Source organism: Candidatus Methylomirabilota bacterium, from assembly GCA_028870115.1.
Classification (GTDB): Bacteria; Methylomirabilota; Methylomirabilia; order Methylomirabilales; family Methylomirabilaceae; genus Methylomirabilis.
The window spans coordinates 21,678-35,732 of the sequence record JAGWQH010000064.1 but is presented as its reverse complement, the minus strand read 5'-3'; the positions used below and the strand labels follow the sequence as shown (position 1 = coordinate 35,732).

Genomic DNA, 14,055 nt, shown 5'->3' with positions numbered 1-14,055 from the left:
ACAACAGCCCAGATAGACCAAATAGGCCAGCAGACTCACTACGGAGCAGAGGGGCTCGCCTTGCCGGAGTGGCTTACGCCAAGCCCAACGCCCACGCCTATCGCTGCGGCAGTGACGCCCAGTCCTATAGCAGCTCCCGTTCCCATGCCCGCTCCGGCCCCACCTCCTACTCCAGCCATACCATCGCCGATGGGCGGGGCATACGCAAAGAGCTTATCGTCGAGGATGTAACCGGCATACTCTGGCGTTGCCGTGAAGATCGGTGTGGCACCTGGCGGGATAGTAGCATCCTGCGGGATGGTATCTGCCGGCACGCGATTCGGCAGGTTTGGTGTGAAGCCTGGGGATGACGAGAAGGAGCCATCAGCGGTGATGTAGCCGATACTCTTACCGTCTACGGTATAGACCGGGATCCCGCCTACGGGCATGCCGGACGGCTCACCGGGCAACACCTGAGCGAGCAGCACCCCAAAACTGGGATCGGAAGGGCCGATATGGGGGATGTAGACGCTTTGACCTGCCTTCACGATATGAAGGCCCGGATCGTTCACCGACTTGGCGAACATTTCCCCCTGCTGTAAGCCGATGCGGGACCCTCCCTGCGGGTTCACAGTAATCTCCCCAACGGGGTCTGCAACGGACAGCGTGGATACCTTTGCTTGCAGGACATCTGGACGATTCCCCATGTTACCGCCCTCGGCCTGATAGCGAACGGTTGGGGTCACGAACGCCCCGCGAGATGACGAGGGTAGCCTGAAAAGGACCTGGCCAACGGCAATTTTCACGACGGGCGCCGTCCGTGATCCGGATAGCCCGACAACTGTTTGCGACTGGAGCTCAAGCTGAGTACCATCTTTCAGGAGTATCGACGCTGTCCCCTTGGCAGTCCGTATCATGCCGCCCTCATATAACGGGTTAGAGGAAGCTGATAGCGTGATCCACTGCTTCCCATCTGTGGTGATTTGGGCTTCTTTCGACCCGGTTGCCGTCCCCAGCGGCGGTTCTACAGCTCGCGCGGTGGGCGGTACGACCGCGGCCATAGACCAGGTCAAGAAGGCGGCAAGGGTCGTGTACGTGCAGCGGCTCCGGAAAAGACGCTCATGGCAGGTCATGCGCATTGTCCACCCTCCTTCTCCAGACGACTCAACCCGCTTAGGGTTCATTAACAAACTTTCGCATCGACTGTCCAGACGGCGCATACAGAAGTGTGACGATACGTGTTCTCTGTAGACGCTATCTTTTATACCGAAAGCTATATAAACCTCTGTAGACCAAATGTCAAGTAGATTATTGCAAGTTATGTGATAAATAATAAGCTTGTATATTTATATGTATTATGATTACGGAGTTTATTCTATTATTCCGCTTTTTGGTATCTTTATGTAGATCGCAGAATTATTACGATGATCTGTAGTGGCTTATCTGTACTATTGGCGATTTTTATCGGTGGCTCAATGATCGAGTGCGGAACTCTGCGAGCATAGCGAGGTTGGTCGGCAGAGAGTGTGCTGATCGTATTGGAGAGCGGGGGGGGGTATCACTCTGTGCGAGCAATTTATATTGACAGAGGCATGGGGGCCGATTAGAGTAGGCGTAAAGGCCATTAGCGGCGAATGGCCGTCGGAGGCTAGTTTGCGGGTTTCACTCCATGAGGGACGCACTGCTTTACAGGGTTCAAGAGACGATCGACCGGCATCGGATGCTGCCAGTGGGAGAGACTGTCATTGTCGCCGTTTCGGGCGGCGTCGATTCGATGACGATGCTCCACCTTCTGTTGCGCCTTCGAACCCGCTATCACACCTCACTCCATGTCGCCCATCTGAACCACAACCTCCGAGGGGCTGAGTCGGCTGATGCCGCCAACTTTGTGCACAGCCAATGCGATGCCTATCAGATCCCTGTGACCATTACCGCGGCCGATGGGAGGGCATTGCGGGAACGCGGATCAGGCTCGCTTCAGGCTGCCGCCCGGGATCTGCGTTACCGATTCCTCGAACAAGTGGCGGACCAACAGGGGGCGGGCAGGATCGCTTTGGGTCATCACCGTGACGATCAGGCGGAGACCGTTCTGATGAATCTGCTCCGGGGATCCGGGATAAGGGGGCTCGGAGGGATCCCGCCGGTCAGGGGTCGCATCATTCGTCCGTTGATTGATTGCTCACGGGAGGAGATCGAGCGATACGCGCGGAAGGAGGGGATTCCCTACGTCGAGGACTCCTCGAACCGGGTTCTCTCGTACAGTCGGAATCGGATTCGGCTGGAGCTCCTACCGGAACTGGCGAAGCGGTATAACCCGCGCGTCATGCATTCCCTGGCGAATGCAGCTACGATCCTTGAAGCTGAGGATACGCTGCTGAATAAGATGGCCGAGAGAGAGCTTCGTGCCGGCCTGATCTCGCGATCGCGCCAGGAGTTGGCGCTGTCTATTCCCTTCATGACGACCCTTCCCACCGCTCTGAGATGGCGCATCATCCGGCGATCCGCCGAAGAGCTGCGAGAGGGCCGCCCAGGGTTGACCTTCCGACAGACGTTGGCCATTGATCGACTGTTGATGACAAATGGCGCGCAGGGCATCATTCAAGCGCCGGGCGGGTTGCGCGCCAGAAGAGTGGGTGATGGCATCGTCCTGTCGGTGGGGAAAGGCCAGGTGAAGGGTCGGATTTTACCTGGCCCCCTCGTCGTTCCAGGCCTCACGGTCATTCCGGGATCATCATTGAGCCTTCGAAGCGAACTTCTGGAGAAGCGGGCGATGGACCACCTTGCCCCGGATGTCTGGACCGCTCTCCTTGATGTCGACCGCACCGGAATGGAGTTACGCGTGAGGAGTTGGGATGAGGGTGACAGGTTCATCCCCCTCGGGATGAGGGGCCGGAAAAAGCTCCAGGACTTCTTTGTGGATGCCAAGGTGCCGCGCGATCAACGCGACAGTATCCCGTTGGTGGTTTCAGGTGGGCAGATCGCATGGGTCGTGGGCTTTCGAGTGGATGACCGGTTCAGGGTGACCGATTCAACGCGGCGCGTCCTTCGTGTGCGTGCATCCACTACAGGTGAACATGCAGGGTAATCCACCAATCACGTTCTCATTGACGTGAGACACAGGCGTATTGAAGCTTTTTGGCCCAGCCAGTCACAGGCGCCTTCCATTGCTTCGAAACTCTTTCGTGTCATTGCGAGGCGAAGCCGAAGCAATCTCACAGTTCTTCAGAACAACAACAGTGAGATTGCCGCGCTCCCTTCGGTCGCTCGCAATGACGGGGGCGGAAGGGCGTTTATGCCCATGGGCGTGCCATTGACACATGGGATATGGGTTGGAAAGACGATCATCAGCTTATTACGTTGAAGACGCGTAAGCGATTTGATATAGTAAGTTATAAAATCAACAGTTGCTTTTGCCGGGAGCGCACGCGAGATTACACGCTCGCATAACATCTCAAGTAACGTCCCCCTTTATAAAAGGGAGATTGATGGGGATTTTCTGATCGTTCAAATTCCCCCGCGCCCCTCTTTGCGAAAAGGGGGTGAACTATTTTACGCTTCCACTGATTTGTATCGATTTGTCTGGTGAGGGAAAGAGATTGTTCGGAGGAGGTAAGAGGTTGAGCCCGTTTTTTAAGAATCTGGCGCTGTGGCTTGTGATCGGACTCATTATGGTGCTGGTCTTCAATATTTTCAGCCAGAATCAGCCACAGGAAAAGGAGATGATTTTCAGCGACTTCATGGCCAAAGTCACCAAAGGCGAGGTTGCCGAGGTCATTGTGAAGGGTGCGGATATCAAGGGCAAGCTCACCAGCGGTGAAATCTTCAGGACGTATGCCGCTGATGACAAGGATATGATTTCAGAGTTGCGGCAGAAAGGGGTTCGGATTATCGCGAAACCAATTGACGGGAATCCCTGGTATGTCAACATGCTGCTGTCATGGCTTCCGATGTTGCTGTTTATCGGGGTCTGGATCTTCTTCATGCGGCAGATGCAGGGCGGAGGCGTGAAGGCCCTCTCATTCGGCAAGAGTAGGGCGCGCCTGCTGTCCGACAAGCAGAATAAAGTGACTTTTGCCGATGTTGCGGGCGCAGACGAGGCCAAGGAGGAGCTGCGGGAGATTATTGAGTTTCTGAAGGACCCGCCGAAGTTTCAGAAGCTTGGCGGGAGGATCCCTAAGGGTGTATTGCTCATGGGTCCCCCGGGCACGGGTAAGACGCTACTGGCGCGGGCCATCGCCGGCGAGGCCAATGCCCCGTTTTTCAGCATCTCGGGCTCGGACTTCGTGGAGATGTTTGTCGGCGTCGGCGCCTCGCGCGTACGGGATCTCTTTGAACAGGGTAAGAAGCATGCTCCATGTATCATCTTTATGGATGAAATCGATGCCGTGGGCAGGCATCGGGGCGCGGGTCTCGGTGGCGGTCACGACGAGCGGGAGCAGACCTTGAATCAACTTCTGGTCGAGATGGACGGCTTCGAGTCGAACGACGGGGTAATTCTGGTCGCAGCGACCAATCGTCCTGATGTCCTGGACCCGGCGCTGCTCCGACCCGGACGGTTCGATCGCCAGGTCGTGGTGGCGCGACCTGATCTCAAAGGTCGCGAAGGTATCCTGCGCGTCCACACGAAAAAGATTCCTATTGACGCCGATGTGAACCTTACGCTCCTGGCGCGCGGGACCCCCGGTTTTTCCGGAGCGGATTTGGCCAACCTTGTCAATGAGGCAGCCCTGTTGGCCGCCCGGCAAAATAAGAAAACGGTGTGCATGATCGACTTCGAGAATTCCAAAGATAAAGTACTCATGGGCGTAGAGCGGAGGAGTATCGTCATCAGCGAGGAGGAGCGAAAGGTGACCGCCTATCATGAGGCCGGACATACCCTGGTGGCTAAGGTCCTCCCCGGAACCGACCCGATTCATAAGGTCACGATTATCCCGCGCGGCAGAGCGCTCGGCATGACCCAACAGTTGCCAGTCGACGAGAAGCACAACTACGCCAAGGAGTATCTCCTGAACGAGATTGCCATCATGATGGGCGGGCGCGTTGCGGAGGAGCTGGTCATCGGTCAGATTACGACCGGGGCGGGCAATGACATCGAGCGGGCGACTGATCTGGCCCGAAAGATGGTGTGCGAGTGGGGCATGAGCGAGCGGCTTGGCCCTCTTACATTCGGCAAGCGCGAAGAGATGATCTTTTTGGGCCGGGAGATCGCCCAGCATCAGGATTACAGCGAACATACGGCGGTAGAGATCGATCGAGAAGTCAAACAGATCGTCATAACCAACTACGAAAAGGCCAAGACGCTGATCATCGAGCGTATTGGTATTCTGCACGCCCTGGCCAAGGCCCTGCTGGAAACCGAGGCGCTTGACGGCTTTCAGATCGATGCGATCGTGAACGGGGCTGCGGCCCCGGCCCAAGCGCGCGTCTAAGACGTAGTTCTCTGCCCCTTGACCGGGTGTAAGGCGAGAACGCCTGAGATTCGTTTTCCTGCAGCCTCACCCACTGTTCTCGCCCACCTTCTGTACCGGCTGTTGGTTCGAACCACAGATTCAAGGGACTCAATGACCCAATCGACCAAATAGACCAGATAGCTTAAAGAGACCAAGTTGATTCAACAGATACAGGTGAGCCCGGCTGTGAGTGATGACAGACCTGCGAGCTTCCGATGCAGGGACCATCTGCTGAATATCCAGGAAAAGACCTGGATTGTAGGGGTATTAAATATTACTCCGGATTCCTTCTCCGATGGCGGTCGCTTCCTGGATCGCGGAGCGGCCACCGATCAGGCCATGCGGCTGGTGGAGGAGGGAGCCGATATCCTGGAGCTGGGTGGTGAGTCAACCCGTCCGGGTGCCGTCCCTGTCCCTGTAGACGAGGAACTTCGCCGAATCATTCCGGCGCTACGCGACCTGCGGCCCAAGCTTACGATTCCGGTAGCGGTAGACACCTACAAACCGGAGGTAGCAAGGGTGGTCCTGGAGGAGGGGGCGGATATCATTAACGACGTCTATGGCGTTCGGGGAGAGGGACGCCTGGCAGCGGTGGTGGCTGAGAAACGCGCCGGCCTGATCATCATGCACATGCACGGGGCCCCTCAGGATATGCAGATCGAACCCCGCTACAACGATGTCGTGGCCGAGGTCCTGGGCTTTCTGGCGGATCGCGTCGCCTTCGCTGAACAGATGGGCGTTGACCCGCAGTCAATCGTGGTCGATCCCGGACTGGGCTTCGGGAAGCGGGGACGAGACAACCTCACCCTGCTCCGGCGTCTGACGGAGTTTCATCGTCTCGGCAAGCCGATCATGATCGGTCCATCCCGCAAGTCGCTGGTCGGGGAGGTGCTGAATCTGCCGGTTGAGCAGCGCCAACATGGCACGGCGGCGTGCATTGCGGCAGCGGTGCTGCAGGGCACGACCTTTGTCAGGGTTCACGATGTGCGGTCCTGTGCGCATCTGGTCAGGATGCTGGACGCCATCAGGAGGGCCTAGCGGCCATGTGGTCCACAATTATTCAGTTCGGGTGGATTGACGCCGTCGATGTGTTGATCGTGGCGTTCGTAGCCTATCAGCTCCTCCTGATGTTCAAAGGCACCCGGGCGCTGCAAATGATTCTGGGCCTCGCGCTTGTCTACCTGGCATCACGAATTGCCTTGAAGGGTGGTTTGCTGACCGTGAACTGGGTCCTGCAGAACTCGCTGGGTGTCTGGTTTCTGATGATCATTGTTCTTTTTCAGCCGGAACTCCGGCGAGCCCTGGCTACCTTCGGCCTTCGATCCCGTCTGCTTCGCACCTTTGTCAAGCGCGAAGAGGCATACATGATTGATGAGATTGTCCGATCGGCAACGTCCTTAGCCTCGAAAAAGACCGGCGCGATTATTGTCCTGGAGCGAGAGACAAAGCTCTCCGACTACGTCGATTCCGGCGTGTCTCTTGACGCGCGCGTGTCGCGGCGGTTATTGGAATCGATTTTTTATCCAGGTTCGCCGCTCCACGATGGGGCGGTCGTCATCCAGGGCGGGCGTGTAGCGGCCGCCTCCTGCCTGCTGCCTTTAACGCTGACCAGCGACGTCAACGAGGAACTCGGGACGCGTCATCGCGCAGCCATAGGGTTGACAGAGGAAACAGACGCGCTTGTCGTCGTCGTCTCGGAAGAGAAGGGCAGCGTGTCTTTAGTTCAGGCAGGCGCCATCAGCGAGGGTCTTGATGCTCAGCGGTTGCGGCGTCAACTCGTGGAGCTGTTGGGGCCGCCTCGTAGCGGCGGTCCCGGCGCGAAGTCCAGGGAAGTTACCGCATCATCAGCAGTCGGCGGTTAGCGTAGGGGCAGGGCTCGCCCTGCCCAAAGAGGGCGCAGCAAGCAGCACACCCTACGCGCCTGATCACTCAACGTCCCTGATGAGGATTATGTCCAGAGGACTCTTTGATAATCTCGGCCTGAAGCTCGCTTCTTTAGGTCTCGCGTTTGCACTCTGGATGGTCGTAGCCGGAGAGCAGAGGGATGAGCGGACGCTGAATGCTCCGCTTTCGCTGGTGCGACTTCCGAAAAACACGGCCCTCCTGAATGTTCCTGGAGACTTCGTGACGGTCCAGGTGCGTGGTCCGAAAAGTCTGATCTCGGGTCTGTCACCCAATGAGGTGGACGTAAATCTTGATCTCTCGGCCCTAAAAGAAGGGGAAACCTCGTGGCTGTGAAGCCCGACCAGGTTGACGTCCCTCGTGGAGTAGAGGTCGTCCAGATCTCGCCGAGGTGGGTTCGTCTGGTCCTGGAATCCGTGGCAGAGCGGGTAGTGCGGGTCGCAGCCCGCGTGGAGGGGAACCCGGCTGCCGGGTACTATCTCAAGCGGGCCTCGACGCACCCTGATCATGTCCGGCTGGTCGGACCGCGGAGCGAGGTGAATCGTCTGGAGAAGGTCTATACCTCAACTATCAGTATTGAGGGGCGGTCTCATGACTTTGGCGCCATGACCTCTCTTGAACCTATGGGGAAGCTGATCAAAGTGGAAGGACCGGCCCTCGTCCAAGTCTCCGTTGAGATCAGGACGAATCCCAAGCCTTCGTCTTCATAAGGGGACCGACGGGAAGAGGCACATCGAGGAGAAAGGAGCGAGTCGTGCGAAAACTATTCGGCACCGATGGGATTCGGGGTGTGGCCAACAGAGAGCCGATGACCCCGGAGACCATGGTGAAAGTGGGTCGGGCAGCCGCCCATCTTCTGAGGGGATCGGCTGAACGGCCCACGATTGTCATCGGGAAGGACACACGTCTGACCGGCTACATGCTGGAGACGGCGCTGACCTCCGGCATCACCTCGATGGGTGTGGATGTGTTGTTGGTTGGCCCGCTCCCAACGCCGGGGATCGCGTTTATCACCCGAAGCCTTCGAGCCGACGCCGGGATAGTAATCTCGGCCTCCCATAATCCGTACGAGGATAACGGCATCAAGTTCTTTTCGCACGATGGCCTGAAGCTCCCCGATGGAATGGAGCAGCGGATTGAAGAGCTGATCCGTAATGGAGAGATTGACGGAATCAGGTCGGCCCCCAGTGAGATCGGCAAAGCGTACCGTGTAGGCGATGCGGTCGGCCGCTATATCGAATTTGTGAAAAACACCCTCCCTAAGGGAACGACGCTGAAAGGGATGCGGGTCGTGGTTGATTGCGCCAACGGCGCGGCCTACAAGGTGTCGCCGGCGGTCCTTCAGGAGTTGAACGCCGAGGTTGTGTCGCTAAACGTCCAGCCCGACGGAACCAATATCAATAAAGCGTGCGGCTCGCTGTATCCGGAAGAGCTGCGGCAGGCGGTCGTAACACATAAGGCCCACCTTGGGTTTGCCCATGACGGGGACGCAGACCGGGTCCTGTGCGTGGACGCACAGGGTGAGCTGGTGGATGGCGATCATATTCTCGCACTCTGTGCCCTCAACCTGAAGCGAGAAGGCCGTCTGCGCGAAGACACGATTGTCGCGACTGTGATGAGCAACATCGGCTTGGATCTTGCGATGCAGGAGGCGGGAATCACGGTCGTTCGAACCGCGGTAGGCGATCGATATGTCCTGGAGGAGATGCTGGCGAAGCGATACGTGCTGGGGGGCGAGCAGTCCGGGCATATCATCTTCCTGGACCACCATACTACCGGAGACGGGATCGTAACCGCCCTGCAGGTGCTGGCAACCATGCAGAGAAGTGGGAAGCCGCTTTCGGAGCTCAAAGCATGCATGACCTCGTACCCTCAGGTGTTGATCAATGCACCCGTCCGACGCCGAACCGCCATTGAGGAGTTGCCACGGGTACAGGAGACGATTCGATCGGCGGAGGCGGATATGGGAGGCAGAGGACGGATCCTGGTTCGTTTGTCCGGTACCGAGCCGGTAGCCCGTGTGATGGTGGAAGGCGAGGAACCGACTAAAATCGAGCGGGTGGCTCGAGAGATTGCGCTGGTAATCGAGAAAGAACTAGGCTAACAACCGTTTCGAGTTTTGAGTTGTGAGTTTCGAGTATTCAACCCGAAACCCCGGACTCGGAACGCGAAACCGTGAAAGCGAGCGGAGCGAGGCGATGGTGACGTTATGTGTGAACGTCGATCATATCGCGACGATCAGGCAGGCAAGACGGGGTGAGGAGCCTGATCCGGTGCAGGCGGCGCTCATTGCGGAGCTGGCCGGCGCGTCCGGAATCACCGTGCACCTGCGCGAGGACCGGCGACATATCCAGGATCGGGATGTCGAACTCCTCCGGCGGCTGGTCAAGACCAAGCTGAACCTGGAGATGGCCGTCACGGAAGAGATGCTTCGGATCGCTCTGGCGATCAAGCCCGAGATGACGACGCTTGTCCCGGAGCGGCGTGAGGAGTTGACCACCGAAGGGGGACTGGACGTTGACGGGCGCGGCGACGAGATAGGTCAGGCCGTGCGCCGCTTGCGAGAGGGCGGTATCATCGTCAGCCTCTTCATCGACCCGGAACACAGCCAGGTATCGGCCGCTGCGCGCGCCGGCGCCGACTTCGTCGAGCTTCATACCGGATCGTATGCGGAGGCGAGGGGACACAAGGCCCAGCAGGCTGAGTTAACCCGCCTCATTCAGTCGGCGACAGCGGGAAGGGAGTTGGGCCTTCGGGTGAATGCCGGGCATGGCTTAGACTATCGCAATGTCGGTTCCATAGCAGCGATCCCGGAGGTGGAGGAGTTGAGTATCGGGCACAGTATTATGGCCAAAGCCATACTTGTAGGTCTGGAGCGGGCGGTCCGCGAAATGCTGTCAGCGATGGATACTGACCGTGCGAGGGACGGCGATGGTGATAGGCATCGGAATTGATCTGGTTCAGATCAGTCGATTTGAGCAGGTCGCCGCGCGCCACGGTACCCGCCTGCTGGATCGCCTTTTCACAACGGCGGAGCAGGCGCGTTTGCGAAGCTATCGATCGCCGGCGCGGCACCTCGCGGCTCGCTTTGCGGCGAAGGAGGCGGCCTTCAAGGTGCTCCGTACCGGATGGGGGCAGGGAGTGGTGTGGCAGGATGTGGAGATCGTGGGCGGCGGGCGTGAGCCGTCCAGCCTGGTCCTTTCGGGCCGCGCCCGCGACGTGGCCGCGAACCTTGGGATCATGCAGATGCTGGTAACTCTCACACACGATGACGACTACGCGATGGCCTGTGTCGTGGCCACTGACGGCAGATAGGGAGCGCGCGACGAGGAGGACACGATGGCCGTGAGCGTTGTGACGGCGAGTCAGATGCGGGAGCTCGATCGACGGGCAACAGAGGAGTACGGCATCCCGTCATTGCTGCTGATGGAGAATGCAGGGCTTCAGGCAGTCCTGGAACTGGAGCGCGCGTTTCCGCGCCTGACGCAATGCCGCGTGGTCATCGTCTGCGGCAAGGGCAACAACGGCGGCGACGGCTTCGTCGCGGCCCGTCACCTGTTCAACCGCGGGATCGCGGTCGAGGTCGTGCTGCTGGCTCAACCGACGGAGATCAAGGGGGATGCCGGGACTAATCTCGAGATTATTCATAAATTAGGTGTGCCGATCCATGAGGTGACGACCAGCCAGGGGCTCGACGCGAGCCGGTGGCTGGTCGAACGGGCCGATGTCGTCGTAGATGCCATCCTGGGAACCGGGATAATGGGGCCCGCGAAAGGCCTCTTCGGCGAAGCTATCGAGCTGCTCAACCGATCCGGCAGGCCGATCGTGGCCCTGGATATCCCCTCCGGCCTGAATAGTGATGAAGGGATCATCTACGGACCGAGTACCAACGCGGTCCTCACCGTTACCTTCGGTCTGCCGAAGCGGGGCTTGATCCTCTATCCGGCGGCCTCTTGCGCCGGTCGGAGCGTAACGGTGGACATCGGCCTCCCTCGGCAACTGGTCACTGATCCGCTTCTCGATGTCTCGCTCGTACAGGCCGAGGACCTGGTGAGCGCGCTCCCGCGACGCGATCCGAATGCCCACAAAGGGACGTATGGTCACGCCCTGGTCCTGGCCGGCTCGCCCGGCAAGACCGGGGCAGCGGCAATGTGCGCGCTTTCAGTACTTCGGATCGGCGCAGGGTTGGTGACGCTCGCATTGCCGGAGAGCCTGAACGACGCCATGGAGGCGAAGCTCACGGAGGTCATGACGGAGCCGCTGCCGGAAACTCGGGAGCGCACGGTTGCCCACGCCGCCTTGGAGAGGGTCCTGGATCTGATGCAGGGCAAACGGGTGGTCGCGATCGGTCCCGGCTTATCCACCCATCCCGAGACCGCCGAGCTGGTCCGGGCAGTCGTGAATACCGCCAGGACACAGATCGTGGTGGATGCCGATGGAATCAATGCCCTTGGACCGAACCTGGAAATGCTGCGCGATGTTTCACTCCCGCCAATCCTCACCCCCCACCCTGGAGAACTCGCCCGTCTACTCGGCATCGATCGGGATGAGGTGGTCCGGCACCGGATTCCGATTGCGCAGAAGGTCGCCGAGAGTTTCGGCGTCCATCTGGTGCTGAAGGGCGCCCGCACCCTCATTGCGAGTCCGGACGGTCGGGTGGCGATCAATATGACGGGGAACCCGGGGATGGCGACGGGCGGAACGGGTGATGTGCTGACGGGTCTGATCGCCGGCCTCCTGGCTCAGGGTGTGAGCGCCGGCCTGGCAGCCAAAACCGCGGTCTACCTGCACGGTCTGGCCGGGGATCTCGCGGCCGAGGCGGTTGGCCAGGAGGCGATGGTGGCCTCCGATCTGATGGCGCAGATCCCGGAGGCCATTCGGCAACTGAAGTCCCATACGATGCCGGCGGAGAGTTAACAAGTTGGGTATGGGTGCATCACTTTCGTCGGTGGTCGTGTATCACTCAGCCTCACCCGAGCAGACGCGCGCGCTGGGGAAGGCGGTCGGCAAGCTTACGGATGCAGGCGATGTGATCGCGCTCATCGGTGAGCTTGGAACAGGAAAAACACTCTTCGTCGGGGGATTGGCCGACGGACTTGGCGTAGACCCGGCGGCGTACGTGAGTAGTCCGACCTTCACGATCATGCACCGATACTGTGGCCGCCTTCCCCTTTACCATATCGACCTGTACCGTATCGAGACGCCGGAGGCATTTGTCGGCTTGGGGCTGGATGAGTATCTGCAGGGGGATGGTGTGGCAGCGATCGAGTGGGCCAATCATGGCTGGGGGTACTTGCCAAAGGAGATGCTGACGTTCAGACTTCAGCATACCGGGTCGGATACGCGAGCGATCGAGATCGTTCCGGTCGGCGATCGATATATGAGGTTGGTCCGTGAGCTGATGCGCGATGTTACAGTGGTGTGATGAATCGCCGTCAGGTCGTAGCCTGGACCCTGTACGACTTTGCGAACTCATCCTTTGCGGCGGTCATCGCGGCGACCATCTATGCGACCTACTATGCCCAGGTTGTCGTCGGCAACGTTCATGGGGAGGGTGATCTGTGGTGGGGACGACTGATCTCTACTTCTATGGCCATTGTGGCGCTGACCTCCCCCATCCTGGGGGCCATTGCTGACCGGGCCGGGATCCGCAAGCGTCTTTTCTTCATTACCACTTACCTGAGCGTCGGCGCTACTGCATTGATGGCAACCGTGGAGCAGGGGATGGTGCTCCGGGGATTTGTGCTGGGCGTTCTCGGCATGGTGGGATTTGAAGGGGCGCTGGTCTTCTACAACGCCTATCTCCCGGATATTGCTTCCCGGCAGTGGCAAGGACGCGTCTCAGCCTACGGTTTCGCGGTCGGCTACGCCGGTTCAATTGTGGCCCTTCTCGTTGCGCTCCCATTTGTGAGAGTAGGCGCGCTCGACTGGTGCTTCCTGTCCGCGGCGGTGCTCTTCGGGCTCTTCGCCATCCCATCCTTTCTGATCCTTCCAGAGGATCGGCCCGGCCGGATCGAGGTTATTGAAGCGGTCTGTGAGAGCGTTCTGGGCACAATACAAACGGTCAGGGATGTGCTCACGTTCCGTGAACTACGGCGGTTCCTCGGAGCCTATCTGTTGTACGAGGATGGTGTGAATACGGTGATATTCTTCTCCTCGATCTTCGCGGCCAGGACGCTCGGCTTTGGGATGGCGCAGTTGATCGGTCTGTACGTTCTCGTCCAAGTTACGGCATTGATCGGGGCCTTCCTGTGGGGGAAGCCCACTGATTACCTTGGCCCGAAAGTCGTCGTACTCTGCATGTTAGTCCTCTGGATCGGTGTGGTGATCGCCGCCTATTTCGTCGAGGCACAGCGGCAGTTTTACCTTCTTGCTGCGGTCGCCGGCTCCGGTCTCGGCGCGATCCAAGCCGCAAGCCGAACCTTCATGGCCAGTCTGATTCCGAAGGGGCGAGAGGGGGAGTTCTTCGGCTGCTACGCCCTCTGCGGGAAAACCGCGTCCATCCTTGGGCCTCTCGTCTTTGGCGCGGTGTCTTACACCCTGGCAGGCAACCAGCGCGCGGCGATTCTTGCTATCGGGCTGTTTTTCCTCATAGGTCTCATTCTGCTGGCGCGTGTGCGGGCCGGGGGACCGACCAGTCAGGCTGGGGAGATGATCCCTGGCGTCTCTTGCACTGGGATATGATCGTGCTGAGGCCCTTGCCGGATCAATTCGTCTGTAGTAT

General features: G+C 59.1%; 13 protein-coding genes. 12 read left to right on the top strand and 1 reads right to left on the bottom strand.

The window, feature by feature from the left end; genetic code table 11:
- Positions 1-38: 38 nt before the first annotated feature.
- Positions 39-1,118 (bottom strand): hypothetical protein, encoded by a 1,080-nt coding sequence (locus KGL31_07165; GenBank protein ID MDE2321681.1) that lies wholly within the window; start codon positions 1,116-1,118, stop codon positions 39-41.
- Positions 1,119-1,648: 530 nt separating this feature from the next.
- Here KGL31_07165 and tilS point away from each other — a divergent pair.
- The 12 genes from tilS to KGL31_07105 all read left to right on the top strand — a co-directional run bounded on the left by tilS (position 1,649) and on the right by KGL31_07105 (position 14,015).
- Positions 1,649-3,064 (top strand): tRNA lysidine(34) synthetase TilS, encoded by a 1,416-nt coding sequence (gene tilS, locus KGL31_07160; protein MDE2321680.1) that lies wholly within the window; start codon positions 1,649-1,651, stop codon positions 3,062-3,064.
- Positions 3,065-3,596: 532 nt separating this feature from the next.
- The gene (gene ftsH, locus KGL31_07155; GenBank protein ID MDE2321679.1) at positions 3,597-5,408 is read left to right on the top strand and encodes an ATP-dependent zinc metalloprotease FtsH; all 1,812 of its coding nucleotides are present in this window, start codon (positions 3,597-3,599) and stop codon (positions 5,406-5,408) included.
- 207 nt (positions 5,409-5,615) lie between these two features.
- Positions 5,616-6,467, top strand: a complete 852-nt coding sequence (gene folP, locus KGL31_07150) for a dihydropteroate synthase (GenBank protein ID MDE2321678.1) — start codon at positions 5,616-5,618, stop codon at positions 6,465-6,467.
- A gap of 5 nt (positions 6,468-6,472) precedes the next feature.
- Positions 6,473-7,291, top strand: coding sequence for a diadenylate cyclase CdaA (gene cdaA, locus KGL31_07145; protein ID MDE2321677.1), 819 nt, complete (start codon positions 6,473-6,475; stop codon positions 7,289-7,291).
- Positions 7,292-7,379: 88 nt separating this feature from the next.
- The gene (locus tag KGL31_07140) at positions 7,380-7,667 is read left to right on the top strand and encodes a hypothetical protein (protein MDE2321676.1); all 288 of its coding nucleotides are present in this window, start codon (positions 7,380-7,382) and stop codon (positions 7,665-7,667) included.
- Entirely contained in the window at positions 7,658-8,041 is a 384-nt protein-coding gene (locus tag KGL31_07135) for a YbbR-like domain-containing protein (GenBank protein ID MDE2321675.1), read from the top strand. The genes KGL31_07140 and KGL31_07135 overlap by 10 nt, the downstream gene beginning before the upstream one ends.
- Before the next feature lie 44 nt (positions 8,042-8,085).
- Positions 8,086-9,435 (top strand): phosphoglucosamine mutase, encoded by a 1,350-nt coding sequence (locus KGL31_07130; protein ID MDE2321674.1) that lies wholly within the window; start codon positions 8,086-8,088, stop codon positions 9,433-9,435.
- A 94-nt stretch (positions 9,436-9,529) separates the two neighbouring features.
- Positions 9,530-10,285: a pyridoxine 5'-phosphate synthase gene (locus KGL31_07125; GenBank protein MDE2321673.1), complete on the top strand. Its 756-nt coding sequence runs from the start codon at positions 9,530-9,532 to the stop codon at positions 10,283-10,285.
- The gene (acpS, locus tag KGL31_07120) at positions 10,263-10,646 is read left to right on the top strand and encodes a holo-ACP synthase (GenBank protein MDE2321672.1); all 384 of its coding nucleotides are present in this window, start codon (positions 10,263-10,265) and stop codon (positions 10,644-10,646) included. The genes KGL31_07125 and acpS overlap by 23 nt, the downstream gene beginning before the upstream one ends.
- 30 nt (positions 10,647-10,676) lie before the next feature.
- Positions 10,677-12,248: an NAD(P)H-hydrate dehydratase gene (locus tag KGL31_07115; protein ID MDE2321671.1), complete on the top strand. Its 1,572-nt coding sequence runs from the start codon at positions 10,677-10,679 to the stop codon at positions 12,246-12,248.
- Between the two features lie 10 nt (positions 12,249-12,258).
- The gene (gene tsaE / locus KGL31_07110; GenBank protein ID MDE2321670.1) at positions 12,259-12,756 is read left to right on the top strand and encodes a tRNA (adenosine(37)-N6)-threonylcarbamoyltransferase complex ATPase subunit type 1 TsaE; all 498 of its coding nucleotides are present in this window, start codon (positions 12,259-12,261) and stop codon (positions 12,754-12,756) included.
- Positions 12,756-14,015, top strand: coding sequence for an MFS transporter (locus KGL31_07105; GenBank protein MDE2321669.1), 1,260 nt, complete (start codon positions 12,756-12,758; stop codon positions 14,013-14,015). The genes tsaE and KGL31_07105 overlap by 1 nt, the downstream gene beginning before the upstream one ends.
- The last annotated feature ends 40 nt before the right edge of the window (positions 14,016-14,055 follow it).